Below are 25,285 nucleotides of genomic sequence, written 5' to 3' on the forward strand. Positions count from 1 at the left end.
CGTGATAACAACCGCACCCACCCCCCGGCGGGCCCCCCCCCCGCCAACCGCCCCTCCCCGCGGGGCCGGCGTGCAGCCCCCGCCCCCACGTCTTGTCCAGGCATCGGCTCCGCCTCTGGGTCCGATGCGCAGAAGCCGGAGACGATGATGTCGCGTATTGGAATCCATTCTTTCGTCTGGTCGGCGAGTTCGGCACAGGCCGATCTCGAACGGACGCTGGCCAACACCAGGGAGGCCGGCTTCGACCTTATCGAATTCTCCTATCTCGACCCCGCCAATGTCGACATCGGCGGGCTCGCCAGACGCATTGCTGATCTTGGCCTCGGCGTGGCGATCAGCATCGGATTGCCGGTTGATGGCGATATTTCGAGCGCCGACAAGGCGATTGCGGCGCGCGGCGTCGAAATCCTCAACGACACCATCGCGCTGACGCGCGACCTCGGCGGCCGGAAGGTCGCCGGCATTCTCTCGACCAGCCACGGATTGCAGACGCTAGCGCCGACGCGCGATCAATGGCAGCGCAGTGCCGGCACGCTGGCCAAGGTTGCCGAGGCAGCGAAGGCCGCCGGCGTCACGCTCAACCTCGAGATCGTCAACCGCTTCGAAAGCAATCTGCTCAACACCGCCGCGCAAGGGCTGGCCTTCATCGAGGACACCGGCTCGGACAACATCTTCCTGCATCTCGACACCTTCCACATGAACATCGAGGAGGCCGATGTCGGGCTGGCCATCCGTCAAGCCGCGGATAAGATCGGCTATGTCCATATCGGCGAAAGCCATCGCGGCTTCCTCGGCACCGGCAATATCGACTTCGCCGCGATCTTCGATGCGCTCACGGCCATCGGCTACAGCGACGACCTCAGCTTCGAATCCTTCTCTTCGGAAATCGTCGATGAGAACCTGTCGAAGAAGACCGCGATCTGGCGCAATCTGTGGACGGACAACATGGCGCTGGCCAAGCACGCGCGCGCCTTCATCGGGCTCGGGCTGGAGACGGCAAGGCGCAAGGCCGAGCTGGTTTCGGCACGGCACAAACCCTAACCCGCCCGTCGAGAGCCGAAGGACGCAGGCGTGTCGTGCGCCGCATGGCAGGGCTCCGAGCTCAGATTAACAAAAGGCCTCGTGGAAGCCAGTGTTGGCAGCTTTTGTGACGCTGGTTTTTTCGCGATAGGAATTTTTTCTTGACTCCGTGCCCTCAGCTATGGTACATATTCGTCCATGGTGCTGATTTGCGCCGGTAACCCGCCGCACAGGCGGGTTTTTCGTTTGATGCTCCGTCAGCCAACGCGCCGGCGAAAGGCGCCGAAGGAACCCGTTAATGAGTTCGTTGCCCTGCTCCGTATGGCGCCGGCATTGCTCGCGGCAGGTGCATCGGTTATCTGACCGGCCAGGCAAACAACGCCACGCAATGCACCAAACGGAGGCCAGCACATGACACGCAGCACGATCCTCAAATTCGGCGCCGTCGAGAACGCGGAAGCCGGCGACCTGGCTGGCTGGGTCGTCGTCGAGGGCCAGCCGACCATGCAGACCGCCGTCCAGCACACGACTGAGGACGGCAAGGTGTTGTCGGGCACCTGGCGCGCGACGCCCGGCACTTATCACGCCACCTATACCGACTATGAGTTCGTGCACATGATCGCCGGCCGCATCATCATCACGCCGGACGGCGGCACGTCGGTCGAGGTCGGCCCCGGCGATGCCTTCGTGGTGGAAGCGGATTTCAAGGGAACCTGGAAGATTATCGAGCCGGTGACGAAGCATTTTGTCGTCAGGGTCGGCTGAAGCGGGCTAATCGCAGTTGCATCGTGAAAAACCCGTCATGGTTCGCCATGGCGGGTTTTCCATATTGGCGATGGCGTCTTAAGTATTTGATCTTACACGGCGATTCCGACAGGAATCGGTGGCCCCGTTGCTATCCCTGAGGTGCTCCAGGGGAATCACGGCTGGATCATCAGCCAGGGTATCCTCGGTCGAGCCGAGTCCGGCGCGAGCAACGCCACTGGCAAAATCGCTGTCGACACTGCCGTCGTGGCCGTCAGGCTTGATTCTGCTACGGGAGATCAATACCGACTTTCCTTCCTCGATCGCGACATCAGTCATTAATGGCGGTAATCCTGACGGTCTGCTGCTTGCAGGAATTGTCGCTGCAGATGCCGCTGAACCAGACCTCACCGTCGCCAATCATCACGCCCTGCGAATTCGCGAAGAGAGTGCCATAGGTCTGCTTCACGACGGCGGCCTTGACCTTGCCCGTTATGATCTGATCGTAGTCGGCAACGAACTGCTTGGCGTCCCTGATCTTCAGCGCCTTGCCCTTGATGCGGGCCTGGAACGGATAGTCGAACATTGTGGCAACGGTCGCCTTGGCGTCGGAACCGACCGCTTTTTTTAGCTGGTCAAAGAAGGTCTGGTACTGAGCATGATTTCCGAACAGGGTGTCCAGGTTGCTGTTCACGTCCGCGACTGATTGCGCGAGTGCCGATCCGGCACCGATTGCGGAGATGAGCCCCAGTGCAAGGAGAAAAGCGTGTCTTCTGGCCATTGTTCGTATCTCCTGCGCTATTGTGTGAACCCTTGGCGGTCCAGGCAGTCCTTGAACAGTTTCCGCCGATCCATGCCTGAAAGTCATTCGCGACAATCTCCAGCAACCGTCACCGTCTTTCCGTAACTGTCTCGGCAAAACACTTTGCCAGATCTTGCGGCGCTCCGAGCTTCTTAGCCCAGGATACCAGTTCAGGTTTTTCCGATGGAGTGGCATAGCCGCCCCATACTTCACGAAACTGCCTTTTTCCATTGACTGTCTGGAAGAACATCATGCCGTCTTCGGCCACCGGCGTGGAAACATAAACGGCACTCCAGTTCCCACTTTCCAGAATCGCCTGGAATTTCACCTGGGCGGGTTTGACCTTGTCGGTCATCGCCGACGCAACGAGAGGACCAAACTCCTGTTTGCGCGCCGCCGTCACGTCGACCTTTACGCCGTGGCAGTCGCTATTCGCGGCGAAAGCGGACGTCAGCGTCATTCCGAGCCCCGCGAGGCCGATCACAACGATCCTGGCATGTCGATGGCTGTCGAATTCAGACATTATTGGCCTCCTTGTTGGCCGCGAGGCCTATCAATTGGAATCGTCATCGGTCGACGAACTGTCATCGGCCGGCGTATCGACCTCGCAGCCGATGCCGTGGCATCCTTGGTAATTGCCCTGCGTATCGAAATTCGGATTGCCTTGCTTATCGTACTGCGGCCTGTCGTCGATGCTTTGATCGCCATCATCAGGGTCGTCGACCTGGCATCCCAGCCCATGGCAGCCGATGTAGCGGCCACGCGTATCGAAGTTCGAATTGCCGTTCCTGTCGTATTGCGGCCGGTCATCGATCTTCCGATTTTTTTGCTGAGGCCGATCGACCAGGCAGCCATTTCCGCGACAGCCATCGTAGTCATCGGTGGTGCATCCGGCGACCGCCACCAAGGCAGTGGCGATGATCGCGTACACTGTGAATTTCATGGTTCATTCCTCGACTGGCTGGCGGCTGCGGATTGTCCGTCAAATGTGTAGCTCGACGACCAAGGGCAGCCTGGGATGGGAGATGGTCCGCAGCCTCAAAAGAAGAGCGGGCAGGATCGAGCTCACGGGAGGCCGCATCAGCGGATGTCGATTTCCCTTTCCATGCTTAGTGCCCGTCCGCCCAAGCATGCAGCAATCCCGCGGACGCGGATGCTGTTGCCAAAAAGCTGCATCCCAAGTCGGCCTGAAGCAAGGAAAAAGTAGCATAGCGCGGGTCGAATTTTGCAAATGCTTAATAATATGGAAAATAGTCTGGAGTTCTCGATGATGCCTTAGCGGTCACTGAAATGCTGCCTGCGGCAAGTTTTGGCAATACACAAATATAATTTATTTCCGCAACCCGTTTCGCTCTGCAAATATATAACTCCGTTGTTTCAAATTAATACCCGAATGGAAAAGGCGTATCCCTGAATGACTTCTTTTTGGATAGATTATGGCCTGATGTGTTGTAAGGCTTATTTTCGTTCTTTGCCAAGCCGTTGCATGCATCCGAAAGAAAAGCTGCCGGCACGACAGGTTGTTTTCCGAGCTGCCGCATGCCGCAAAACAGCCGATCGGATCGTCCTGCGCCCGGCAACACGGCGCGAGGGCCGGTCGCCGCTCTTCCATGGACGCGCCAGGCTTTCCGGTTTCTGGCGAAACTCCCTTGCCGTCCTCGACCGGGTTGAGATGCCAATAAGGAAAGGATCGCCATGCGGACTTGGTGCAGGCTAGCTGGCTCCTTCATTCTGCTCCTCATGTTGCTGTGGCCGCAAGTTGCAGCCCAGGCGCAACAGCCTTCCGAGCCCTTGAACGTCGGCCTTTTCGTCAACCCTCCCTTCGTCATGAAAGACAAGGGGCAGTTCACCGGCATGGCGGTCGATCTTTGGGAGGGCCTTGCGGCTAAACTCGGCCACCAGTATCGCTACATCCAGTTCGACACCATGCACGATCTGGTTCTGGCGGCCGCTTCCGGCAAAGTCGACGTAGCGGTGACCAATCTGACGATCAATCAATCCCGGGCCGAACTGCTCGACTTCACCCAGCCCTGGTTCGACGGCGGCATGCGGATCATGACCAGCACGGAGCAGGGAAAGGGTTTCGGCAATCTGATCGCGGGTCTTGGCGATGCCGGCTTCCTAAAAGCCTATGCCTGGATAGCCCTGATCATTGTCGCTGCCACGGTCCTGCTCACCTTCTTCGATCGCCAGTTCGACGAGGCTTTCCCCAAGCGGTGGCGCGACGGCTTTGCCGAGAGCTTCTATTCAGTGATGTCGGTCGCGACATCCGGCAAGTCGCCTTCGCGAAAGAACCTGTTCGGCTGGGTCGGCCGTATCTGGCAGGGGCTGTGGCTGGTTTGTGGCATCGCCGTCCTCGCCTATGTCACCTCGTCGGTGACGAGCGTGATGACGACCCTTTCCCTCACAAACAAGATCAATGGCCTCGCCGATCTGACCGACAAGCCGGTCGGTGTGCTGACGGGCACCGTCGAGGAGGATTTTGCCCGGCAACAGGGGCTTCAAACCCTCACCTACGCTGGGCTCGATCGCGCCGTCGACGGTCTCGTGAATGGCGACGTCGCTGCAATCATCGCCGATGCCCCCGTTCTCGAATATCACGCCTACACCCATCCCGATCTACCGGTGAAGGTGGTCGGGCCGCTGTTCGAACCTGACAAGTACGGCTTCGCGCTTCCGCGACAGAGCCTCCTGACTCGCCCACTAACGATAGAATTGCTTGGTGCTCATGATACGGGCGAGATCGATGATCTGCGGACCAAGTATTTTGGGTCGGATAAATGATGTTGGGAGGCAATCGGCAGTAAGCGTTGCCCCCCCCCCCATTTTTGCATGCCGAAACACAGCTGAGCGACGCGCCGCTGTTTCAGTATCGCGAGCATCAGCCCAGAATCTGCCGGAACCTGGTTGGGAATCACCGACAGAATTACGCAAATTACGGTGACAGTGCAATTTTTCCGTGAAACTGCAGCGACCCTGCCCTTTGCCACGTTCGGGCGGTTGCCGTTTTATACGCCGTACGCGCCTAACCGTCCGAATCGCACCCCCTCATCTCCTGCTCCGACCACCTGCCGCCCTCCGCCGCCAACCCTGTGGATAGACCCCCAATACCCCCATCATTCCCGACATCTGCTTGCAAGAAGCCCTAGACTTGGTCTCAGGGGAATCAAGTGTATGGCAATCGGGTCCGGTCATCGCGTCGTGTTGTGCACGTTGCTGGCGATTGCCGGCTGCACCTCCGCGCCGGGCAAGGACTTCTTCACCGAGACAATCGACAGCCTGCATGCCAAGAACTCGCCCTTGCGGGCGGGCTATACCGGTCCTGGCGCCATCACCTCGGCCGCCGGCCAGGCGCAGCGCTTCAATGGCACGCAGTATCAGGGCTCGGGCCAGTTCGTCTCCTCCGGCGCGCCCGTCACCAAGGTGACGACAGACGGTTCGGGCCAGTTCGAGCTCAACCTGATCAATGCGCCGATCACCGAGGCGGCCAAAGCGGTTCTGGGCGATGCGCTGCACCTCAACTACATCGTCGACCCGCGCGTGCAGGGCACAGTGACGCTGCAGACCTCGCAGCCGGTGTCGAAAGACGCGCTTGTCGACATCCTGCAATCGGCGCTCGCGGTGAATTCCGCCGGGATCACCAACCGCGCCGGCACCTATCAGATCGTGCCGCTTTCCGAGATCATGTCCAGCACACCGCCGGTCAGTGTGCCTTCGGTTTCGCCGTCCGGCCCCGGTGTCAAGGTACAGGTGCTGCAGCTGCAGTTCATCGCGGCCGATGAGATGAAGACCATTCTCGAACCGATCACCCGACAGGGGTCGGTGCTGCGGGTCGATTCCGTTCGCAACCTGATCACGGTCGCCGGCAACGACAGCGACCTCAATGCTATCAGAGAAGCTGTCTCGGTGTTCGACGTCGACTGGATGCGCGGCATGTCGGTGGCGCTGCATCCGCTCAAGACCTCCAAGCCGGAGGCGGTTGCCGCCGAACTCGATTCCATCTTCGGCACCAAGGAAGGTCCCGGCGCCAAGCTCATCCAGTTCATCCCCAATGACAGGCTGAATTCGGTGCTGGTGATCACGTCGCGCCCGGCCTATCTCGCCCGTGCCGCGACCTGGATCAACAAGCTCGATCGGCTGGCCGAGACGAACGAAGATCAGCTTTTCGTCTACCAGATCCAGAACCGTCCGGCCAAGGAACTGGCTGCGGTGTTGAGCTCCGTGCTTGGCACCACGGTCAAGACCGAGGGAGATACAGGCGGCTCGAATGTGTCGCCCGACCAGACGCCGATCGCCATGCAATCGGATGGCGTCACGCCGGTGCCACTAACCGGGCCGTCGCCTTCGATGCCGATGCAGGATGGACAGGCGCCCGCCCACGCCACTGTCGTCGCCGATGTCGAAAACAATGCGCTGCTGATCCAGACCACAGCGCGCGACTACGAACGCATCGAGCAGATACTGGCCAAGGTAGACGTGCTGCCGACGCAAGTCATGCTGGAGGCTGTCATCGCCGAAGTGACGCTCAACGACGATTTGAAATACGGACTGCGCTGGTTCTTCGAGAATGGCGGCATGGACATCTCGGTGACCGACGTGGCAAAGGGCGTTGCCGCAGCGGCACTGCCTGGCTTCAACTGGAGCTACGCCACCGACAACATCCAGGTGACGCTGAATGCACTTTCCAGCATCACCGACGTCAATGTCATTTCGGCGCCGACCATCATGGCGCTGAACAACCAGAAGGCGATCTTGCAGGTCGGCGACCAGGTGCCGATCGCCACAAGGCAAGTGGTGGACCAGACGCTCGGCAGTTCGCCGGTCGTCTCGGTCGAGATGAAGGACACCGGCGTCATCCTGACGGTGACGCCACGCATCAACAATGCCGGCAGGGTCATGCTCGATATCCAGCAGGAGGTCAGCAACGTCACCAAGACGACCAGCTCCGGCATCGATTCGCCGACCATCCAGCAGCGCAAGATTCAGACCCGCGTCCTGGTCAATGACGGCGAGAGCCTGGCGCTGGGCGGTCTCATCCAGTCGCGCAACAATGTCGACCGCACGCAAGTGCCCATCCTCGGCGACATCCCGATCATCGGCAATGCGTTCAAGCAGAAGACGGACAGCATCGGACGCACCGAACTGATCATCTTCATCAGGCCGCATGTCGTGCGCGACATCAACGAAGCCCGCGAGGTGACGGACGAATTCCGCGGCAAGATCAGCCTGCAGACGCCGATCCAGAAGCGACGCGGCGGCACCAAGCTGCAACAGGACCTGAAGAGGCTGGCGTATTGACGATGCACTCATCCCTCGCGCTGGCGGCTGCCACGATCGCCCTGGCGGCGGTTCTTGCCGCCATTGCGATCGCCGATTTCCGCCGGCAGATCATCCCGGATGGGCTCAACCTGGCGCTGGCCGGCATTGGCCTTGCCTATCAGACGGCGACGGACGCGGAAGGCCTGCCGGTGCGGCTGCTGTTCGCGGTCGTGACCTTTGCCGCGGCCTGGCTGATCCGGCGCGGTCATTTCCTGATGACCGGCAGGATTGGTCTCGGCCTCGGCGACGTCAAGATGCTGGCCGCCGCTGCATGCTGGATCAGCCCGCTGCTGTTGCCGGTGCTGCTGTTCGTCGCCAGCGCCAGCGCTTTGCTGTTCGTCGGCGGGCTGGTGGTCGCGACAGGGCCGGCGGCGGCCAAAGCCCGTGTCGCCTTCGGTCCGTTTATCGCCATCGGCCTCGGCTGCAGCTGGGCACTGGAGCAATTTGCAGGTTTGGACATGGGACTGCTCTGATGATCACTCCACGCTTTACCGCTGAAAAATCCCGCCGAGAACGCGACGATCGCGAAAGCGGCTTCACCCTGGTCGAGCTTCTGGTCGTGCTCGCCATCATCGCGCTGATTGCCACGCTCGCAGCACCTCAGGTGCTGCGCTATCTCGGCTCGGCCAGGACCAACGCGGCCAAGGCGCAAGTTCGCAACATCGAAAGCGCGCTCGAACTCTACTACGTCGACAATGCGAAATATCCGACCGCGGAGGAGGGGCTCTCGGCCCTGGTCGCGGCGCCCACAGGCGAAGCGCGTTGGAACGGCCCTTACCTCAAGGGAACGACCGGTCTCAAGGATCCGTGGGGGAGGCCTTATTCCTACGAAGTGAAGGCCGATGCGAGCGGCGTGGTCATCCGCAGCCTTGGAAAAGACGGCAAGCCCGATGGAACCGGCGAAGACCAGGATATCAGCAACTGATTTTTCTGTTCTATGGGCGCTGTGTTTCGGAGCGCTGTGTTTCGTTCGTGCCTGGCAGCTGCCGGGCATTGGCCAGGTCGAGGCGGGCAAAACCGCTCGTCGAATAGGCAGCACCATCGCGCAGAACCGAAACGGTGAAGCGCACGGCGGCGGGCAGGCGCCGCGGCGCATTCCAGCTCGGCAACCACGATGAACCAGTCACCGAACCGTCGAGATATTCGAATCTTATGGCGTTCACACCGCCGAGCAGCCGCACCGGCTGGCTCTGCGTCGACGCGCCGGGTCCGCTGCCGCGCCGTGTTTTCTGGACAATGGCCAATGCACTTCCGCCAAGCGAAACGGCAATTTCGCGCAGCGCGGAAGATTTGAAGCCGATCGCCTGAACGGCGTTGAACTCGATCCGGGAACCATCGCCGTCGAGATAAAGCACCTGGTCCGGCGATGACTTCGACAAGGGCAAGGGCTCGGCATGGCTGATCGCCGTTTCCAGAAACCGCGATGCGGCATCGACCTCCATCTGGAATTCCGTTGCTTTTTCGATGCGCAGCATGGTTCGAGCCTGGCTGAGGAAGACCATCATTAGCGATGTGATCACGCCGATCAGGGCCAGACCGACCAACACGTCGATCAGCGCAAATCCCTCGACTGATGCCGATGATCCCCTCGATGATCTGGCGTCGGGCAGGAGGATGCCTGAACGACGCTCCGGCAGGCAGACGGCGCGGATTTTCGAGTGAGTGAGGGAAAACAGGCCGCTCATTGAGCACCGGGCTCCTGCACCGGCACGAAGGTTAGAAACGGCTTGCCTGGAAACGCTCCGCCCGTCTTTTCTATGAGCACAGCCGTCACCTTGGCCTTCGACATTTTTATCGTGTGCGTCTTCAGGGTCCAGCCGTTTGGCGCCGTGGTTTGGGCTTGGGCTTCGTAGTCGGCCAGCATCACACGCACGGTCCTGGCGGCCTCGACCTGGCGCTTGGCCGCAGCGATGCTGCGGCTCGCCAGAACGATCGACTGGCTGGCGATGCCAAGCACAAGCGCCAGGATGGTCATGGCGACAATCATCTCCAGGATCGAAAATCCGTCTTCGGAGGCCGGTTGAGACGATGGCGCCGTCATGGCAGCGCGCGCCAGGTTGAAAGTCCTGTCAGCCAGTTGACGGCGATGCGCGCGGTCCGCCCTTTTCGCTGCAGGGAGATATCCATGCCGGAAGCGCTGCCATCGGGAAGGAAGGTCAAGACTGTCTGCCGGTCGGCGATGACGGTCTCCTGGCCAGTGGTCACGGTCATTTTGACATCGTCCGGCAGCGTGAGCGTGTCCCGCTCGCCAAAACGGAAGGCGCGGGCGCCGAGATCGACGAGAACCTGCTTGGGCCTGGCAGTGGCGATCGCCGATGTACGCGACAGGCGCAGCCGCATGGTGATCTCGCCGGCCAGTGTCTCCAGGTTCTTGGTGCGATAATTGCTGACCAGCCCTGGCGCGGCGATGGCCGCGACGAGGGCCATGATCGCCAGCACGACCAGCATCTCGACCAGGGTAAATCCGGCCGTTGCATGTGCCGGCGCGCCGGCTCTCGACGCAGCTGTCATTGCAGCGCCAGATCGTTGATGCTGAGGATTGTGGTCATCACCGAAATGACCAGGCTTCCGACGAGGAAACCGAGCGAAATCGTCAAAGCCGGGGTCAGCAGCTTCAGCACAGTGTCGATCCGTCGCGTCAGCGTCAGCTGCAGCATTTTCGCCGCCCGATCCAGGACCACCGGAAGGGCGTTGGCCTCTTCGCCGAGCGAGACCAGCGACATCGTCGCATTGTCGAAAATCCCTGCCTTGACGATCGCGCCATGCAGGCGGGCGCCGTTGGCGACGGTTTCTTCGATCGCCGCAAAGCTTGCCGCCAGTGAACTCTGCCTGGAAACATTGGCGGCCAGGCCGAGCGCCTCGGTCATCGCCACGCCATTGCCGAGCAGCAGCGCAAGCGTTTCCAGATAGCGCGCGATCACGGCATCCCTGACCAGCGCGCCGATCAGCGGGATCTTCAATAGCCAATGCGAGAGGCGTTTTCTCGCACCGGTGGATCGGGACAGAAAAAGCCAGGTAAGCAGGCCGAGGACCGCCGCCAGCGGGAAGACGAACGGATAGTCGCGGAACACCGTGCCGAATGCAGAAAGCATGGTCATGGTGAACGGCTTGGGGGCAGATGAGCCTTCGAAAATCGGTTCCAGCGCCGGTACCAGGACCGTCGCCAGAATGACCAGCGCCCCACTCATCACCAGCAGCAGGAAGGCAGGATAGGCCAGAGCCTCGATAATTGCCGAACGGCGTTTGGCCGTTGCCTCATACGTGTCCGCCAGCCGCTGGCATATATAGGCCATCTTGCCGCTGCGCTCGCCGCTGGCGAGCAGGGCGGCAACGTCGGAGGTGATACCCGGCAGCCCGGCAAAGGCCTCGGCGATCGGCCGGCCGCCGGTCGTGAGATCGAGCACCGATTGCAGCTGTTGACGCCGCTGGCCGTTGGCCTCGCCCGAAATGACCGCGCCCAAGGCGCCGTCGACGGTGAAACCGGCATTCAGAAGCACCGAAAGCTCGGAAAACAGACGGCTGAGATCGACCTTGCGGGTCAACGTCAGTGCGCTGCGCCCCGGCAGGCGAAGCTGCTGCTTGTCCCCGCTCACAGGCGCAAGATGGTAGGAACGGCGGCCCTGCTGCGCCAGTTTGCGCGCCGCATCTTGTTTGGTCGACGCATCGAGAACGCCGGTCTCGGTGCTGCCGTCGACGAGATAGGCGCGATAGGCAAAGGCCGGCATCAGCCCCCTCCCGCGAGATCGATGACACGCCGGACTTCGTCCATGGTGGTGACCTGCGATCGGGCAAGTGCGGTTGCGTGCACCGACATCGGTACGAGGTCGTCCTCGGCGGCAATTTTCCCGATCTCTATCTCGCCGGCACCCTGATCGATAAGCTCGGCGATGCGCGGCGACACCTGCAGCATCTCGTAAGTCACCGTGCGCCCGCTGTAGCCGGAGCCGTTGCAGGTGCGGCAGGCCGGGCCGGTTTGTTCGGCGCCATGGCAAGTCGGGCAGATACGGCGCAACAGCCTCTGTGCGATGACGCCCCGGATCGTCGCGCCGAGCAGATAGCCGTCGATGCCCATGTCGCGAAGCCGCGTCAGGGCGCCGGCGGCACTGTTGGTGTGAAGTGTCGAAAACACCAGATGGCCGGTCAGGGCTGCCTGGACCGCGACCTGCGCCGTCTCGCGATCGCGAATTTCACCGAGCAGGATGATATCGGGATCCTGGCGCAGGATCGAACGCAGCGCGGCCGCGAAATCAAGGTCGATCGCCGGATTGACCTGCAGCTGGGTGATGCCCGCCATGCGATATTCGACCGGATCCTCGACGGTGAAGATCTTGACGTCCGGACGTGACCGCTCGGCGAGAATGGAATAGAGCGTCGTCGTCTTGCCGCTGCCGGTCGGCCCGGTGATCAGCACGATGCCGTTGGCGGCTTGCGACATGGAGCGGATCTTGGCTTGAGCGGCACCATCGAAACCGAGTTTCTCCAACTTCAATTCGACGCCGGCGCGGTCGAGAATTCGAAGCACAATGGCTTCGCCGTGAATCGACGGAATGACCGAGACGCGCAGGTCGACGTCGCGGCCGCGCACGGCAATGCGCATGCGTCCATCCTGCGGCAGGCGCCGTTCGGCAATGTTGAGCCGCGACAGGATCTTGATGCGGGTGGAAATGCCGGACAGCATCGCAATCGAGGCGGTGTCGACCGTCGACAGCATGCCGTCATGCCTGAAGCGGATGCGGACGTGATCTTCGAGCGGCTCGATGTGGATGTCGGTGGCCCTTGCATCGACCGCCTTGTGGATGGTCTCGGCGACGAAGCGGACGATCGGCGCCTCACGGGCAAAATCCTTCAATCGTTCGAGGTCGTCGGGGCCGAAATCCAGGAATTCGCCACCGCCGCCGCCATTTGAAACGGCCGCCAGAGCCGATTGCTCGATGCGATCGATGCATTCGGTGATCGTGCGCCTAGGCAGGATGCGCAGTGCCACTGTCCGCTCATAGTGGAAGGCGAGGGCGTCCATGGTTGCCGACGAGAAGGGATCGGCGACGGCGACAACCAGCCGCTCGGCATCCATCTGCAGCGGCAGGATTGCGTTTTCACGCAGGTAGACCAGCGGCACGCTTGCCAGCATTTCGGGGCCGACCTGTTCGGGAATCTCGACCGGCGTCGGTACCTGGAGGTAGCGGCTGAGGCTGTTGGCAAGCTCCTGCTCGCCGATCAGCCCGAGCTCGGTCATCACCGTATCGAACGGGTGTCCTGAGGTTCGCGATGCTCCCAAGGCGCGCTGGGCCGCGTGCGCGGTCAGCACCTTCTCGCCTTCGAGAAACGCCAGAAACGCTTCGATCCCCTGGGGCTGGACGGGAGCATTCATGAGCTCCACCCCTGCAGGAGCTGTGCGGCCTCGGTGCCGAAAAGCACCTCGCAGCCGGCACTGCCGGCGTCTGCCGGCAATGTGCCGGCGTCACGCGCCGGGCTTCGCGAGACGCGCCGGAACGCCGTGTCGCTCACCGGAGATTTCTCGATGATGAACCCGGCCTGACCCGTGATGCCGGATCCGTCGCGTGTGACGGCCACGTCGACCGTGTAGGCCGAAGCCTCGGCAGCCTGAACAAGCGCCGCGCTGGAACCAGTGGCAAGGGCCGCCCGAAGACGGTTCGGTGCACGATCGGCGCTGATCGTGCCGCGCTTCGAGTTGACCGTGAAGGCGGTATGGAGGGCCTGCAGGGGCACTGACGCAAGGGCAGCGAACTCCTGCAGTTCGGACACCGATTCGAACGGCGCCTGCTTGTCTTGCGGCGGCCCGACGGCGCTTCTGGGCCCGGGCTGGCCGGCAAACAGCTTGGCGTTGTCACGAAACCGGAGCGCGGCCTTGGCCAGCGCTTGCGACGCCTGCTGCTCGAAGCCAAGCGATGCGAAACCAAGCGCCAGCAAATAGTCGTCGGCGGCATTGAGATCGATCAGCCCGCCGTGATCCTGGACGCGCACATCGAAACTGAGCGCACCCGACCGGCACGCTGCCGGTGTGGAATCCAGCGGGAATGTCTTCGTTCCCGAGCCGCCGGTCAATTCACTCGCAATAAGATTGCCCAGGCCCTCGGCAAGCAGCGACAGGCGCTCCTGTTCTACCTCGTTGTTGGCGATCATCAGCCGCGTTTTGGCCGTCACGGCGAAGGGCACGACGATTGCCGAGACGATCAGCATGAACACCAGCACGGCGACCAGCGAAAAGCCGCTATTTGGGCTTTCGTTGCCTGCGCTTGCGCCGTCGTGAGGTGTGCGGCCGCTCATAATTCCGGGACCGGGGGTGGCGGAGGGGGCGGTGGTGGTGGCGGGAAGTTCTCCCATGGCGGATAAAGCAGGATGTGCGCCACCTTGCCGTCCCGCTCGAGCACGGCCTGATCTTTGTCGATCGCCGACACCTTCCAGCCATCGACGGTCTCGCCATTGCCATACCAGACAGCAGCATCGCTGCCCGCGACGCGCAGCAGCGCCTTTGCCGCTCCGCCGTTTCTGCTGATGCCCAGCAGCGATGGCGCAACGGCCGGTGCGGCTTCGAGCAGTGACGCCGGCTGCTCGGCCGGTGCGACGGCAATTTCCATCGGCTGCGGCGGGACTGGCGGCGGCACGATTTTCCGGCGCGTCGGTGTGAACAGCGGACGCCGGAATGTCTCGCTGAAATCGCCGGCCTCGGGAAACTGCAGCGATCCCGCCGCTGATGCCAACGCGCCGTCATGCCCTCTCCCGGAGGCGACCGGCGTGATGTCGACCGGCGTGCCGTAGAGCGCGACATTGACCAGGATGAGGCCTGTGATCATGGCCGCAATCGCCAGGCCGGTGACTTTCAGGGTCATGGCTTGGCCCCACTGGCCGCCGATGCGTCTTGCGTTTGCAGCGGGCCGTAAAACAGGATCTCGGCAAAGATCTCGGGGTCGCCGCTGCGCCCGGCGGCCGGTCCGACATCGGTCGTACGCACGGTGGCCTCGCGAATGAACAGCACCGGAAGCGACGTTTCGATGGCGAGGACGGCGTTGTGAATGCCCTCGAGCGGCCCCGAAAGGTTGGCCCGCAGCCCGATGAAATCGACGCCGGCTTCGCTGAGCACCGGTGCATTGCCGGCCGACAGCACGTTCACGCCATTGGCGGCGGCGATCGCGTTCAGGCGGGTCTGCAGCCCGCCGCGAATGATCGCTTCGCTCTCGCCGGTGAGAAATTCGGGATTTGCTGCCACTGCCGGACTGGCGGCGCTATCGAGGCGCATGGCCAGTGCCGCCACGCTCTGCAACTGGCCGAGAAGCTCGCGCTTCTCCTCGATCCCGGCTTGTGCCGAGGCGACACTGTCGAGCGCCGCGAACATCACCCAGGCGAGGACGCCAGCCGATACCGCCGCGATGGCCAGCGCGATCAGCCGGCGAACCAGCGGGCTGGTGTTGAGGATGGCGGAGAGCATCGTCAGAGCGCTCCGATCTTTGCCGTAATGGTGAAGTGTTCGCCCTCCTGGCCGGGAACCTTGACCACGGGCGAGGCGAATTCGGGCGCCGAAAACAACGGCGAGGCGTCGAGCGGCTGGATCAGCTCGGCGGCGGAGGCCGAAAAGCCTGTGATGGTCAGGTCGTCGCCCTTGGCCGAAAGATCGGTCAGCCAGGTCGTGTCGGGAAGCAGGTGCGTCAGCTCGGCCCAGACGCGGACCAGCGACGCTGTGGTCTTCTTTTCTTGACGGATATTTTCGATCTGCTCAATGCCGGCCTGGCGCTTCTGCAGCGAGGTGCGTGCCGCCTTAGCCAGCACCTGCGCATCGGCGATCTGCGCGTCCAGTTCGGCACCCGCCTCCCAGCTGCGCCAATGTGCGTGAGCGAATGTGAAGAGCACGGCTCCGGCCAGCATCGAACAGGCCGCCATCCCTACGGTCCTGCCGCGCCGGTCGCGCGCGGTCAGCGGCCAGATGGCGGCGAGGCTGAGCGGATCGGCCTGCAGCATGCGGTCCGGCTGCGACAGCGACAGGCAGCGGACCGATCCGCCGGCCCGGCGGACAGCTTCCAACACCGCAGCCAGCGTCTTCGCCTTGATGACATGGTAGAAGCAGTCCCGCTCAATTTGCCTGACGAAGACGACATGCACCTGCGCCGGATCGATCGGCGTCGAGGCCAGAAGGTCGAGTTCGGCCATGTCCCGGGCCTGGCGAAGCGGCAGCCGCCGCGCCGCCAATTGCCTGGATAGGAACAGCCCGGGCTCGATGCGGATATCGAAGGTCGGCCGCTTGCGCCGAGGCCCGCCCTGGAGAAGTGCCAGAACCTCGTCGGAAGAAGCTGTGAGCGCCAACGGGATCGATTGAAATTCCGGCGCATTGGCCTCGCGGGCGCGAATGCCGTCATCCGCCAGGCTGACAATCCAGTCGGAGGTGGAAGCTTGCTTTTGCCTGGGAACAATCCGCGTCCAGACCCCTCGCAGCTCATCGAGCCACCAGTCTAGGAAATCCAGAACCTGCGCGTTGAGTGTCGCCACAACCAGCCGCCCGCCACCCCGGCTGATTCTCGGCCGAAGTTTTCAGACGTAAGACTACTACAAAAGCCGATGGCGCAGGCGCGGGAGGCTGACTAGCCACAACTTTTGCTAATTACGGCGAGAGTGCACTATTTTCCGGACTGCCTCGCTGCCCACCGGCCGGTCGATGCTCTCGGCCTTGTGCGTCGAATGTGACGGTCGGGCGACCAAGGTAAAAAGTGCATTGTCACTATGATTCTTCGTCGTCCATCGGTCTAGCGAGCCCACGGCAGGTAGGAAGCCGCCGGCGGCGCGATACGCGGCTGTCATTGCGGGAGGATTATGGGCGATTGCGTGAGCCGCCGGCGTCATCGTCGACAGCAAGCTGCGCTTTCTCTTTGCGCGAAGCGATGTCCGGCCGTCCAAAGAGCATGGTGTACATGATATCATCGCGAAGCAGCGCGAAATGCACAAACGCAGCCAGGATGTGAACGCCGACGAATCCAAGCAGTATCCAGACCAGCTTTGCGTGGATGGACGCGAAAGCCCTTGTCGCGCCGACGGATGGCGCCAACGGGACAGGCAAGTTTCCGAAAAGCCGTGCGGGAGGCATGAAAGGCATTGGCCGGTAGCCCAGCCATCCCGTTATCAGGACGGCGAGAATCGTGACGTAGAGAAGCACATGGAAGAATGAAGTCGCAAACCGCATAAACCGTGAGGTTTGCCTGACAGGGGCCCGGATGAAGATGCGCCAGCAAAGCCTGAGGATGATGACGGCAAGGATCGTCACGCCGATCGACATGTGAAGCGGAAGCCAGCTCATCGTCGCCATACCCGGCCCGTCCATCGGTCCGAAGGCAATGGCGATTTGCGCCGCGAGCGCGATCACGGTTAGCCAATGCAGCAGACGAATGCCGAAATGCCAGCGCAAGCGAGGTTTCTCTCTCACATCTGAGACCCGACGATTGTCAAATGCGCGCATGAGAGCGTGATGGTTTTGCCCTCTCCAACAGACCCAATTTCGCGAAAAAGTACGACGGCTCTTCACTAAGCCATTGAAAAGCATGGTGATCCCGACAGGAATCGAACCTGTGACCTACAGATTAGGAATCTGCCGCTCTATCCTACTGAGCTACGGGACCACGCGGCCCGACACATAGCCGCTTCGGATCGTTTCGCCAAGAGGCTGGCCGAACGCAATTCGGTCAGCCTCTTGGCGTTGAAGGTATCAGGCGGCCAGCGCGGTTTCCGCCAGTTTCACCCAGTAGCTCATGCCGTGCGGGATGACCTCGTCGTTGAAGTCGTAGGCCGGGTTGTGGAGACCGGCGGTGTCGCCATTGCCGATGAAGATGAAGGCGCCGGGGCGGGCTTCGAGCATATAGGAGAAATCCTCGCCGCCCATCACCGGCTGGATGCCGCGGTGGACATGGGCGTCGCCGGCGACACCGATCGCGATATCGCTGGCAAACACCGTTTCTTCCGCGTGGTTGAAGGTCACGGGGTAGTTTGCCTGGTAGTCGACCTCGATCTTGGCGCCGAACGCGATCGCCAGTCCTTCACAGATCGTGCGGATGCGCTCTTCGGACTTCTTGGCGATTTCCTTGCGCAAGGTGCGCACGGTGCCGGCGATTTCCGCCGTTTCCGGAATGATGTTGTAGGCATCACCGGCGTGGAACTTGGTCACCGACACCACCACGGCCTCGACCGGGTCGGTGCTGCGCGAGGCGATCGTCTGCAAGGCGCCGACCAGCTGGCTGGTGATGACGATCGGGTCGATCGTTCCGTGCGGCATAGCCGCATGGCCGCCCTTGCCGCGCACGGTGATGGTGAACTCGGCCGTCGCCGCCATGATCGGACCCGGGCGGATGGCGAACTGCCCGACAGGCAGGCCCGGCATGTTGTGCATGCCGAACACTTTGGAAATGTCGAAACGCTCCATCATGCCGTCCTTGACCATCTCGTTGCCGCCGCCACCGCCTTCCTCGGCCGGCTGGAAGATCACCGCCACCGAGCCGGTGAAGTTGCGCGTCTCGGCGAGATATTTCGCGGCGCCCAGAAGCATCGCCGTGTGGCCGTCATGGCCGCAGGCATGCATCTTGCCGGGAATGGTCGAGGCATAGGGCTTGCCTGATATCTCGTTGAGCGGCAGCGCGTCCATGTCGGCGCGCAGGCCGATGGTGGGGCCTTGGCCCTGGCGGCCGCGGATGATGCCAACCACGCCGGTCTTGCCGAGGCCGGTCACCACGTCGTCGCAACCGAAGGCTTTCAGCTTCTCGGTGACGAAGGCGGCGGTTTTGAAGACGTCGAAGTTGAGTTCTGGCGTCTGGTGCAGATGCTGGCGCCAGCCGGCAACTTCGTCCTGCATTTCGGCGGCACGGTTCAGGATTGGCATGATGGTTCCATCTCGCTGTTGGGACAGGCGGGTATCGGCCGCTGCCTTGCAATTGTGATCGCCAGGCACTTTGCCATCTTGGCGTCACATAGGGTAAATAGCACCGCATCGATGCGGTCCGGTTTTTGAGGGTCGGACCTATCATGCTGGCGATCGCGTAACGAAATCTTACGGAGCCAGGGGCGACTACGGCAAGAGGCGATTTCGGATTTGATCATGCGGCACAGGCATTTCCTCAAACTATTCTCGGCTGGCACAATCGCGCTGTCGGTCCTGGCCGGGCCGGCGCTGGCCAATCCGGTGGTCGTGTTCGACCTCGGCAGCGGCAAGATCCTGCAGCATCAGGATGCATTCAAGCGCTGGTATCCGGCGTCGTTGAGCAAGCTGATGACCGCTTATGTGACCTTTCGAGCGATCGCCGCCGGCGAGGTCCAGCTTGATTCGCCGATCAAGGTGACGAAACACTCCGCTTCCGAGCCGCCAAGCAAGATGGGTTTCAAGCCGGGCTCGGTGATGCGGCTCGACAATGCGCTGAAGATGATGCTGGTCAAATCGGCCAACGACATCGCCATGGCCGTCGGCGAGAATGTCGGCGGTTCGCAGGCAGCCTTCGCCGAACGGATGAATGCCGAAGCGATCCGGCTCGGCATGAACGGCACGCATTTCGTCAATCCGAACGGGCTCTATTCGCCGGACCAGTACACGACGGCGCGCGACCTCGCCGTTCTGGTGATGGCGATCCGCCGTGAATTTCCGCAATATGCGTCGTGGTTTTCGATCGAAGGCCTTGCCGTCGGCAAGAAGGCTATTCCCAACTACAATCTGCTGATCGGCCGCTATCCCGGCGCCGACGGCATGAAGACCGGCTTTGTCTGCCCCTCCGGCTTCAACATGATCGGTTCGGCGACCCGCAACGGGCGCACGCTTGTCGCGGTGGTGCTTGGCGAGAAGTCGGCGGTCACCCGTGCCGAGACGGCCGCGAAACTGCTCGATCAGGGTTTCGACACGCCTGCCGCCGGCTCGGCCACCGTCACTACGCTGGCGCCCTATGGCGACACGGTCTCGCCCAACGACATGCATGACGAGGTCTGCAAGAAGAAGGCGCCGCAGGAACAGTCCGAAGCGCCGCCGGTTGTTGCCAAGGACGTGCCGAAATCGCCCTATCAGAAAAAGCTCGACCATGTGCCGACGCTGGTTGCCGTCGGCCTTGGCGGCGCCACCGGTCCGGCGCCGAAGGCCGTCCTCGACCAAGGCGGACAGGACTATGCCGACGTGCCGATCCCGAGCTGGCGGCCCGATAGGCCGGCACCGGCCGGGACGGGTCCGAAGATTGCCGGCTCCGCCGCGCAGGGCGACCAGCCGGCCAAGGTTGCGAACTAGAGCATGATCCCGAAAAGTGGAGACCGGTTTTCGGAAAAGATCATGCTCGAACAGACAGATAGAACTCAATGAGCGGCTTCCCGATCCCCGTCTCGGTGCTGACCGGTTTCCTCGGCGCCGGCAAGACGACGCTGCTCAACCGGCTGTTGAAGGATCCGGCGCTGGCCGATACGGCGGTCATCATCAACGAGTTCGGCGAGGTGGCGATCGACCATTTGCTGGTCGAGCAGTCCTCCGACGGCATCATCCAGCTTTCCGACGGCTGCCTGTGCTGCACGGTGCGCGGCGAACTGGTCGACACGTTGGCCGACCTGGTCGACCGGCTGCAGACCGGCCGCATCGCCCGGCTCTCCCGTGTCATCGTCGAAACCACGGGGCTGGCCGATCCGGCGCCGGTGCTGCAGTCGATCATGGCGCATCCCGCACTCGTCCAGGCATTCCGGCTCGACGGCGTCATTACTTTGGTCGACGCCGTCAACGGGGAGGCGACGCTCGATGCCCATGTCGAGGCGGTCAAGCAGGTTGCCGTCGCCGACCGTATCGTGCTCAGCAAGGCAGACCTGGTCACCGACCCCAGCGAACTGGAAACGCTGCGGGCGCGACTGCGGCAGATCAATCCGGGCGCCGAGCTGCTCGATGCCGCCGATACCGGGACAGGCGTGGCGGCGCTGTTCGACTGCGGCCTTTACAATCCCGCCACCAAATCCGCTGATGTGCGGCGCTGGCTTGGCGAGGAAGCAGCGCACGATCACGACCACCATCGTGATCACGATCATCAAGATGGGCATGATCACGAACATGGCCATGACCACGGCCATCGCCACGATTCGCGGGTGCGCTCCTATTCGCTGGTGCATGACGGCCCGGTGCCGTTTTCGGCCATCGAGATGTTTCTCGACCTGTTGCGTTCGACGCATGGCGAGCGCCTGCTGCGCATGAAGGGCATCATCGAACTCAGGGAAGACCCGTCGCGGCCGCTGGTGATCCATGGCGTGCAGAAAATCCTGCATCCGCCGGTGCAATTGCCGGCCTGGCCCGATGGCCAGCGTGGCACACGGCTGGTTCTGATCACGCTCGACATGCCGGAAGACTATATCCGCCGGCTGTTCGCCGCCTTCACCAACCGGCCGTCGATCGATACGCCCGACCGCGCGGCGCTGGAAAACAATCCGCTGGCGATTGCCGGACGGTAAGCTCTACGATCGCTGTTCGCCGCGCTCGACCAGGAAGCGATGGCCGCCGACGACAGCCGCCGTTTCGATGAGATTGTGGCCGCTGTCGGAGCAGAATGCCGGAATGTCGATGACGGCGAGCGGATCGGTGGTTTCAAGCCAGAGCCGGCTGCCCGGTTGCATGCCGGCAAGGCGCTTCTTGGCCTTGAGCACGGGCAAGGGGCAGTTCAGTCCCTTGAGGTCATAGACAGCGACGCGATCAGTCACGGGTGAAAATCAGCCGCCGAACATGCCGAGCAGCTTGTTCTTCAGCTTTGTCACCCGGCTCTCGTCGGCACTCGCGGCTTGCGTTTCTGCCACTGGCGCGGCTTCGGAAGGGGCTGCGATGGTCGCGGTGGCGACAGGGGCTTCCTTGGCAGCCTTCTCGGCCTCTTTTTCAGCCAGAGCCTGAGCCTTGGCGGCTTCCTTGGCCTGCTTGGCCGCCTCTATGGCAGCCAGTCTCTGCTCTTCGGCCTTCTGCTTGGCGGCCTTTTCGGCGTCGAGGGCGGCCATCTTGCGGCCGGCAGGCGAATCGATGCGGCCCATGCGCGCCGTCTCGGTGACCGAGCCGTCGTTGTTGAGCGACGGCGGATCGATCGGTACGCGCTCACCGCGGGCGCGGCGCTTGGACCAGTCCGAGACGATGCTGGCTTCCTTGATGCCAGCAATGGTCGGCTTGGGCGCCGGCACGCTGGCCTTGACCGCGCCGTTGAACGCCGCGTCGTAGGTGCTCATATAGGAGTTGTAGGCGCTTTTCAGCGAATCAGGTTGCGTCGTCGCCGGGCAGGCGCCGGTCGGATCGAACGTTTCGCCGTCGGCGGCAGCCTGGTTGAAAACATAGCGCTTTTCGCAGACGTCGACCTTCGGCGGCACTTTGGTGATCTCGAAATTGTCGTAGCCGACCTTCAGCATCTTCCAGAAGTCGTAGTTCGGGTCGTTGCGGTAGCGCGCCATGTTGGCGGCGGTCATGCGGAACGGAAACGCCTGGATCTGGAACTCGGTCTGGCCGCCCTGGAAGGCATCGCGGCCAAAGGCATAGATCTGCTCGATCTGCGCGTCGGTCATCGAATAGCAGCCCGATGACGAACAGGCGCCATGCACCATCAAATTGGAGCCTGTGCGGCCATTGGCGCGATCATAGGCGTTGGGATAGCCGATGTTGAAGGACAGATGGTAGTTCGAGCGCGGATTCATCTGCGCCGGACGCACCGTATAGAAGCCTTCCGGCGCCTGGCGGTCGCCTTCGGTGTATTTAGGCCCGAGTTTGCCCGACCATTTGCAGATGTCGTAGCTGGCGACCATGTCGTAGCGGCCGTTGGTCTTGGCCTTCCAGATTTCGAGCTTGCCCTCTTCCTTGAAGATGCGGGCCATCACCGACGAGGTGCGGACCATGCCCTTGGCCCTCATGTCGGCGAGGATCTTGTCGGGCAGCGGCTTGTTGGCTTCCGGGGCAAAATCCTTCATCGACGAATTGTTGCAGCCGGCCACACCGAGCGCGGCTATCAGCATTCCGGTACGGGCAAGCTTGGCGAACATGGCTACGGATATCGTCTTTTCTCTGGCGCCAGGGCGTTCGCGCCCCGGCTACTGCACTGCACATCGACAGACCCTAAGCCCGTTAACCCTAACAAATTCCTTACCGCAAGTGTCGATGCGTCCCCTGACGGCAGTCCCATTGAGCTGAAAGCAGCGGCATTTTTGTGGCAAAAATGCTCCGTGCCGCCACATTGTGGCGAGCAAGGCTGCCTGCGATCAGAGACTGCGGCCCATTGCCAGGTATTTCTCGCGGCGCTGCTCGCGGAAATCGGTGTTGGCGCCGGCAAAATCCTTCATCGTCCTGGCGATGAGGTCGCCGGTCGCGGCGATCACGGTTTCGGCGCCACGATGCGCGCCGCCGAGCGGCTCGGGAATGATGGCGTCGATGATCTTCAGCTCAAAAAGATCCTGGGCGGTGATCTTCATGTTGGTCGCCGCGTCTTTGGATCGTGTGGTGTCGCGCCACAGGATCGACGCCGCGCCCTCCGGCGAAATCACCGAATATATGGAGTGTTCGAGCATATAGACGCGGTTGGCGGTGGCGATGGCGATGGCGCCGCCCGAGCCGCCTTCGCCGATGACCACCGAGATCGACGGCACCTTGAGGCCAAGGCATGCGGAGGTCGAACGGGCAATGGCTTCGGCCTGGCCGCGCTCCTCGGCGCCGACACCGGGATAGGCGCCGGCGGTGTCGACCAGCGTCAGCAGCGGGATATTGAAGCGGTCGGCGAGTTCCATCAGCCGTACCGCCTTGCGGTAGCCTTCCGGCCGCACCGAGCCGAAATTGTGCTTCAGGCGGCTGGTCGTGTCGGAACCCTTTTCCTGGCCGATGATAGCAACAGGCTCGCCGCGGAAGCGGGCGAAACCGCCGACGATTGCCTGGTCCTCGCCGAAATTGCGGTCGCCGGCCAGCGGCGTGAAATCGTTGAACAGGCCCTTGATGTAATCGACGCAATGCGGCCTGTCGGGATGGCGCGCCACCTGTACCTTCTGCCACGGCGTCAGCGCCTTGTAGGCGTCGCGCAGGGCGTCGCGGGAGCGCTTCTCGAGACGGCTGATCTCGTCGCCGACATCGACCGCCTCGCCATTCTCGGCGAGCTTCTTCAGCTCGAGGATCTTGCCCTCGAGGTCCTGCACCGGCTTTTCGAAATCGAGGTAATTGTACATGCGTGAGCGGACCGATACATCGGAAGGCAATGGCTGACGGAACCCTTGAATCCAAGGCTCCGGGGGGTGAAACGTCGTCCTCACATAGCGATATGAGGCCTAGTCGGCAAGCGGATGATGATCGTTGACCAGCCGCACCAGCCGCTCTTCCAGCACATGGGTGTAAATCTGTGTCGTCGATATGTCGGCATGGCCGAGCAATTGCTGCACGGCCCTGAGATCGGCGCCGTTCTGCAGGAGATGGCTGGCGAAAGCATGGCGCAGCACATGCGGCGAGATCTTCGCCGAGGCGATGCCGGCCCTTGCCGCCAGCCCTTTCAGGTCGCGCGCGAAGACTTGGCGCGAGAGATAGCCGCTGTCCGAGGCGGCCGGAAACAGAAACGGACTGTCGGCAAAGGCTGGAACCTTGGCGCGGGCAGCAAGCCAGGTTTTCATCGCTATGCGCGCCTTGGCCGAGAGCGGCACCATGCGCTCCTTGTCGCCCTTGCCGCGCACCATGAAGAAGCGGTCGTCGCGCTGTGCCACCGTCACCGGCAGGCCGACCAGCTCGGAAACGCGCAGGCCGGTGGCATAAAGCACCTCGACCAGCGCATGCAGGCGCAGCGCCGCCAGCCACTCACCGTCGCCAAGCCCTGAATCGCCGGCCTCAAGTGCTGCGCGGTCGATCAGCCGGCCGGTGTCGGCCTCGCTCATCGTCTTGGGCAGCGGGCGGCCTTTTTTCGGGCTGTCCAACGTGCCGGTCGGATCATCGCCGCGCAGGCCTTCGGCGTAGAGGAATTTGAAGAACTGGCGGATCGCCGACAGTTTGCGCGCCTGCGACGTGGCGGCAAAGCCGCGCGCGGCGACGTCGTCGAGATAGGCGCGGATATCGGCGGCTGCCGCACCGGCGAGCCCGCCATCGATCTCGCCAGAGGCGTCTTCGAGGTCACGGCGGTAGGAGGAAAGCGTGTTTTCGGCGGCACCCCGTTCGGCGCTCATCATTTCCAGGAAGGCTTCGATGCGAGCGGCGCTGTTCATTCAACTTTTCTTGGGATTGAGCTTTTCCGGAGGGATGCGCACGCTCATTTCTCCCTTCTTGGGCTCCACGAACATCACCAGTGCGAACATCGTACCATAGGCAATGCCAGCCAGAATCGCTGCTATCACGACAAAGCGAAACAGTGTCGGCATTAATTTTCGCCCGTCTTCTTGTTCTGCGTTTCCAAACCCTGTCCCCTTATGGGACGCCAATCCGGCCAA

At 62.3% G+C, this 25,285-nt stretch carries 28 protein-coding genes and 1 tRNA gene; 8 read left to right on the top strand and 21 right to left on the bottom strand.

From position 1 onward, the window contains the following. Positions 1 to 147 precede the first annotated feature (147 nt). Together NKJ06_RS21240 and NKJ06_RS21245 are read left to right on the top strand one after the other, a co-directional pair. Positions 148 to 1,041: a sugar phosphate isomerase/epimerase family protein gene (locus NKJ06_RS21240; RefSeq protein WP_352635163.1), complete on the top strand. Its 894-nt coding sequence runs from the start codon at positions 148 to 150 to the stop codon at positions 1,039 to 1,041. A 390-nt stretch (positions 1,042 to 1,431) separates the two neighbouring features. After that, positions 1,432 to 1,785: a cupin domain-containing protein gene (locus NKJ06_RS21245; protein WP_352635161.1), complete on the top strand. Its 354-nt coding sequence runs from the start codon at positions 1,432 to 1,434 to the stop codon at positions 1,783 to 1,785. 78 nt (positions 1,786 to 1,863) lie between these two features. Here NKJ06_RS21245 and NKJ06_RS21250 read toward each other — a convergent pair whose 3' ends face one another. The 4 genes from NKJ06_RS21250 to NKJ06_RS21265 form a co-directional block, all read right to left on the bottom strand. After that, complete coding sequence (locus tag NKJ06_RS21250) at positions 1,864 to 2,103, bottom strand: hypothetical protein (protein WP_352810535.1); 240 nt, start codon at positions 2,101 to 2,103, stop codon at positions 1,864 to 1,866. Next, complete coding sequence (locus NKJ06_RS21255) at positions 2,096 to 2,545, bottom strand: hypothetical protein (protein WP_352810536.1); 450 nt, start codon at positions 2,543 to 2,545, stop codon at positions 2,096 to 2,098. Before NKJ06_RS21255 ends, NKJ06_RS21250 begins: the two co-directional genes overlap by 8 nt. 109 nt (positions 2,546 to 2,654) lie before the next feature. Further along, on the bottom strand, positions 2,655 to 3,089 hold the full coding sequence (locus NKJ06_RS21260; protein WP_352810537.1) for a hypothetical protein: 435 nt from the start codon (positions 3,087 to 3,089) through the stop codon (positions 2,655 to 2,657). Positions 3,090 to 3,119: 30 nt separating this feature from the next. Beyond that, a complete protein-coding gene (locus NKJ06_RS21265; RefSeq protein ID WP_352810538.1) occupies positions 3,120 to 3,509 on the bottom strand; it encodes a hypothetical protein in 390 nt (129 codons plus the stop codon). A gap of 848 nt (positions 3,510 to 4,357) precedes the next feature. On the opposite strand from NKJ06_RS21265, the gene NKJ06_RS21270 reads away from it, so the two are divergent. The 4 genes from NKJ06_RS21270 (at position 4,358) to gspG (ending at position 8,810) form a co-directional block, all read left to right on the top strand. Next, positions 4,358 to 5,350 (top strand): transporter substrate-binding domain-containing protein, encoded by a 993-nt coding sequence (locus NKJ06_RS21270; protein ID WP_352810539.1) that lies wholly within the window; start codon positions 4,358 to 4,360, stop codon positions 5,348 to 5,350. Between the two features lie 390 nt (positions 5,351 to 5,740). Continuing rightward, positions 5,741 to 7,864, top strand: a complete 2,124-nt coding sequence (gene gspD / locus NKJ06_RS21275; RefSeq protein WP_352810540.1) for a type II secretion system secretin GspD — start codon at positions 5,741 to 5,743, stop codon at positions 7,862 to 7,864. Positions 7,865 to 7,866: 2 nt separating this feature from the next. Further along, on the top strand, positions 7,867 to 8,358 hold the full coding sequence (locus NKJ06_RS21280) for a prepilin peptidase (RefSeq protein ID WP_352810541.1): 492 nt from the start codon (positions 7,867 to 7,869) through the stop codon (positions 8,356 to 8,358). Then, positions 8,358 to 8,810 carry a type II secretion system major pseudopilin GspG gene (gene gspG / locus NKJ06_RS21285; RefSeq protein ID WP_352810542.1) on the top strand — a complete coding sequence of 151 codons (453 nt, stop codon included), beginning with the start codon at positions 8,358 to 8,360 and terminating at the stop codon, positions 8,808 to 8,810. The genes NKJ06_RS21280 and gspG overlap by 1 nt, the downstream gene beginning before the upstream one ends. Positions 8,811 to 8,820: 10 nt before the next feature. Here the strand turns inward: gspG and NKJ06_RS21290 are convergent, their stop codons facing one another. The 12 genes from NKJ06_RS21290 to NKJ06_RS21345 form a co-directional block, all read right to left on the bottom strand. Beyond that, a complete protein-coding gene (locus NKJ06_RS21290) occupies positions 8,821 to 9,570 on the bottom strand; it encodes a type II secretion system protein GspJ (protein WP_352810544.1) in 750 nt (249 codons plus the stop codon). Further along, the gene (locus tag NKJ06_RS21295) at positions 9,567 to 9,926 is read right to left on the bottom strand and encodes a PulJ/GspJ family protein (protein ID WP_352810545.1); all 360 of its coding nucleotides are present in this window, start codon (positions 9,924 to 9,926) and stop codon (positions 9,567 to 9,569) included. The genes NKJ06_RS21290 and NKJ06_RS21295 overlap by 4 nt, the downstream gene beginning before the upstream one ends. Continuing rightward, complete coding sequence (locus NKJ06_RS21300) at positions 9,923 to 10,396, bottom strand: GspH/FimT family pseudopilin (RefSeq protein ID WP_352810546.1); 474 nt, start codon at positions 10,394 to 10,396, stop codon at positions 9,923 to 9,925. Before NKJ06_RS21300 ends, NKJ06_RS21295 begins: the two co-directional genes overlap by 4 nt. Continuing rightward, a complete protein-coding gene (locus tag NKJ06_RS21305; protein WP_352810547.1) occupies positions 10,393 to 11,610 on the bottom strand; it encodes a type II secretion system F family protein in 1,218 nt (405 codons plus the stop codon). The genes NKJ06_RS21300 and NKJ06_RS21305 overlap by 4 nt, the downstream gene beginning before the upstream one ends. After that, positions 11,610 to 13,253, bottom strand: coding sequence for a GspE/PulE family protein (locus tag NKJ06_RS21310; protein ID WP_352810548.1), 1,644 nt, complete (start codon positions 13,251 to 13,253; stop codon positions 11,610 to 11,612). The genes NKJ06_RS21305 and NKJ06_RS21310 overlap by 1 nt, the downstream gene beginning before the upstream one ends. Then, positions 13,250 to 14,170 carry a hypothetical protein gene (locus NKJ06_RS21315; RefSeq protein WP_352635133.1) on the bottom strand — a complete coding sequence of 307 codons (921 nt, stop codon included), beginning with the start codon at positions 14,168 to 14,170 and terminating at the stop codon, positions 13,250 to 13,252. Before NKJ06_RS21315 ends, NKJ06_RS21310 begins: the two co-directional genes overlap by 4 nt. After that, positions 14,167 to 14,733, bottom strand: coding sequence for a hypothetical protein (locus NKJ06_RS21320; protein ID WP_352810549.1), 567 nt, complete (start codon positions 14,731 to 14,733; stop codon positions 14,167 to 14,169). Before NKJ06_RS21320 ends, NKJ06_RS21315 begins: the two co-directional genes overlap by 4 nt. Further along, positions 14,730 to 15,329 carry a type II secretion system protein GspM gene (gene gspM / locus NKJ06_RS21325; RefSeq protein WP_352810550.1) on the bottom strand — a complete coding sequence of 200 codons (600 nt, stop codon included), beginning with the start codon at positions 15,327 to 15,329 and terminating at the stop codon, positions 14,730 to 14,732. The genes NKJ06_RS21320 and gspM overlap by 4 nt, the downstream gene beginning before the upstream one ends. A 2-nt stretch (positions 15,330 to 15,331) precedes the next feature. Then, positions 15,332 to 16,381: a PilN domain-containing protein gene (locus NKJ06_RS21330; RefSeq protein WP_352810551.1), complete on the bottom strand. Its 1,050-nt coding sequence runs from the start codon at positions 16,379 to 16,381 to the stop codon at positions 15,332 to 15,334. A 319-nt stretch (positions 16,382 to 16,700) separates the two neighbouring features. Then, complete coding sequence (locus tag NKJ06_RS21335; RefSeq protein WP_352810552.1) at positions 16,701 to 17,342, bottom strand: cytochrome b; 642 nt, start codon at positions 17,340 to 17,342, stop codon at positions 16,701 to 16,703. 83 nt (positions 17,343 to 17,425) lie between these two features. Next, a tRNA-Arg gene (locus NKJ06_RS21340) sits at positions 17,426 to 17,502 on the bottom strand. Positions 17,503 to 17,588: 86 nt separating this feature from the next. Beyond that, positions 17,589 to 18,752, bottom strand: a complete 1,164-nt coding sequence (locus tag NKJ06_RS21345; protein ID WP_352810553.1) for a M20 aminoacylase family protein — start codon at positions 18,750 to 18,752, stop codon at positions 17,589 to 17,591. A 216-nt stretch (positions 18,753 to 18,968) separates the two neighbouring features. Between NKJ06_RS21345 and NKJ06_RS21350 the strand changes: the two genes are divergently transcribed. Together NKJ06_RS21350 and NKJ06_RS21355 are read left to right on the top strand one after the other, a co-directional pair. After that, a complete protein-coding gene (locus tag NKJ06_RS21350; protein ID WP_352810554.1) occupies positions 18,969 to 20,132 on the top strand; it encodes a D-alanyl-D-alanine carboxypeptidase family protein in 1,164 nt (387 codons plus the stop codon). Between the two features lie 68 nt (positions 20,133 to 20,200). Further along, the gene (locus NKJ06_RS21355) at positions 20,201 to 21,325 is read left to right on the top strand and encodes a CobW family GTP-binding protein (RefSeq protein ID WP_352635119.1); all 1,125 of its coding nucleotides are present in this window, start codon (positions 20,201 to 20,203) and stop codon (positions 21,323 to 21,325) included. Between the two features lie 3 nt (positions 21,326 to 21,328). Here the strand turns inward: NKJ06_RS21355 and NKJ06_RS21360 are convergent, their stop codons facing one another. From NKJ06_RS21360 to NKJ06_RS21380, 5 genes are all read right to left on the bottom strand, one after another. Beyond that, a complete protein-coding gene (locus NKJ06_RS21360; RefSeq protein ID WP_352635117.1) occupies positions 21,329 to 21,571 on the bottom strand; it encodes a sulfurtransferase TusA family protein in 243 nt (80 codons plus the stop codon). 9 nt (positions 21,572 to 21,580) lie between these two features. Then, a complete protein-coding gene (locus NKJ06_RS21365) occupies positions 21,581 to 22,879 on the bottom strand; it encodes a L,D-transpeptidase family protein (protein WP_352635115.1) in 1,299 nt (432 codons plus the stop codon). A gap of 216 nt (positions 22,880 to 23,095) precedes the next feature. Continuing rightward, positions 23,096 to 24,046, bottom strand: coding sequence for an acetyl-CoA carboxylase carboxyltransferase subunit alpha (locus tag NKJ06_RS21370; protein ID WP_352635110.1), 951 nt, complete (start codon positions 24,044 to 24,046; stop codon positions 23,096 to 23,098). A gap of 99 nt (positions 24,047 to 24,145) precedes the next feature. Next, the gene (locus NKJ06_RS21375) at positions 24,146 to 25,063 is read right to left on the bottom strand and encodes a site-specific tyrosine recombinase XerD (protein WP_352635108.1); all 918 of its coding nucleotides are present in this window, start codon (positions 25,061 to 25,063) and stop codon (positions 24,146 to 24,148) included. Next, positions 25,064 to 25,216, bottom strand: a complete 153-nt coding sequence (locus tag NKJ06_RS21380; protein ID WP_352635165.1) for a histidine kinase — start codon at positions 25,214 to 25,216, stop codon at positions 25,064 to 25,066. It abuts the gene before it with no gap. Positions 25,217 to 25,285 lie beyond the last annotated feature (69 nt).

The sequence above is a fragment of the Mesorhizobium sp. M0293 genome (assembly GCF_040321735.1).
Classification (GTDB): Bacteria; Pseudomonadota; Alphaproteobacteria; order Rhizobiales; family Rhizobiaceae; genus Mesorhizobium.

Coding starts and splice junctions, on each gene's coding strand:
- NKJ06_RS21240 (WP_352635163.1), top strand. CDS start 148: ATGTCGCGTATTGGAATCCATTCTTTCGTCTGGTCGGCGAGTTCGGCA.
- NKJ06_RS21245 (WP_352635161.1), top strand. CDS start 1,432: ATGACACGCAGCACGATCCTCAAATTCGGCGCCGTCGAGAACGCGGAA.
- NKJ06_RS21250 (WP_352810535.1), bottom strand. CDS start 2,103: ATGACTGATGTCGCGATCGAGGAAGGAAAGTCGGTATTGATCTCCCGT.
- NKJ06_RS21255 (WP_352810536.1), bottom strand. CDS start 2,545: ATGGCCAGAAGACACGCTTTTCTCCTTGCACTGGGGCTCATCTCCGCA.
- NKJ06_RS21260 (WP_352810537.1), bottom strand. CDS start 3,089: ATGTCTGAATTCGACAGCCATCGACATGCCAGGATCGTTGTGATCGGC.
- NKJ06_RS21265 (WP_352810538.1), bottom strand. CDS start 3,509: ATGAAATTCACAGTGTACGCGATCATCGCCACTGCCTTGGTGGCGGTC.
- gspD (WP_352810540.1), top strand. CDS start 5,741: ATGGCAATCGGGTCCGGTCATCGCGTCGTGTTGTGCACGTTGCTGGCG.
- NKJ06_RS21280 (WP_352810541.1), top strand. CDS start 7,867: ATGCACTCATCCCTCGCGCTGGCGGCTGCCACGATCGCCCTGGCGGCG.
- gspG (WP_352810542.1), top strand. CDS start 8,358: ATGATCACTCCACGCTTTACCGCTGAAAAATCCCGCCGAGAACGCGAC.
- NKJ06_RS21290 (WP_352810544.1), bottom strand. CDS start 9,570: ATGAGCGGCCTGTTTTCCCTCACTCACTCGAAAATCCGCGCCGTCTGC.
- NKJ06_RS21295 (WP_352810545.1), bottom strand. CDS start 9,926: ATGACGGCGCCATCGTCTCAACCGGCCTCCGAAGACGGATTTTCGATC.
- NKJ06_RS21300 (WP_352810546.1), bottom strand. CDS start 10,396: ATGACAGCTGCGTCGAGAGCCGGCGCGCCGGCACATGCAACGGCCGGA.
- NKJ06_RS21305 (WP_352810547.1), bottom strand. CDS start 11,610: ATGCCGGCCTTTGCCTATCGCGCCTATCTCGTCGACGGCAGCACCGAG.
- NKJ06_RS21310 (WP_352810548.1), bottom strand. CDS start 13,253: ATGAATGCTCCCGTCCAGCCCCAGGGGATCGAAGCGTTTCTGGCGTTT.
- NKJ06_RS21315 (WP_352635133.1), bottom strand. CDS start 14,170: ATGAGCGGCCGCACACCTCACGACGGCGCAAGCGCAGGCAACGAAAGC.
- NKJ06_RS21320 (WP_352810549.1), bottom strand. CDS start 14,733: ATGACCCTGAAAGTCACCGGCCTGGCGATTGCGGCCATGATCACAGGC.
- gspM (WP_352810550.1), bottom strand. CDS start 15,329: ATGCTCTCCGCCATCCTCAACACCAGCCCGCTGGTTCGCCGGCTGATC.
- NKJ06_RS21335 (WP_352810552.1), bottom strand. CDS start 17,342: ATGCGCGCATTTGACAATCGTCGGGTCTCAGATGTGAGAGAGAAACCT.
- NKJ06_RS21345 (WP_352810553.1), bottom strand. CDS start 18,752: ATGCCAATCCTGAACCGTGCCGCCGAAATGCAGGACGAAGTTGCCGGC.
- NKJ06_RS21350 (WP_352810554.1), top strand. CDS start 18,969: ATGCGGCACAGGCATTTCCTCAAACTATTCTCGGCTGGCACAATCGCG.
- NKJ06_RS21355 (WP_352635119.1), top strand. CDS start 20,201: ATGAGCGGCTTCCCGATCCCCGTCTCGGTGCTGACCGGTTTCCTCGGC.
- NKJ06_RS21365 (WP_352635115.1), bottom strand. CDS start 22,879: ATGTTCGCCAAGCTTGCCCGTACCGGAATGCTGATAGCCGCGCTCGGT.
- NKJ06_RS21370 (WP_352635110.1), bottom strand. CDS start 24,046: ATGTACAATTACCTCGATTTCGAAAAGCCGGTGCAGGACCTCGAGGGC.
- NKJ06_RS21375 (WP_352635108.1), bottom strand. CDS start 25,063: ATGAACAGCGCCGCTCGCATCGAAGCCTTCCTGGAAATGATGAGCGCC.
- NKJ06_RS21380 (WP_352635165.1), bottom strand. CDS start 25,216: ATGCCGACACTGTTTCGCTTTGTCGTGATAGCAGCGATTCTGGCTGGC.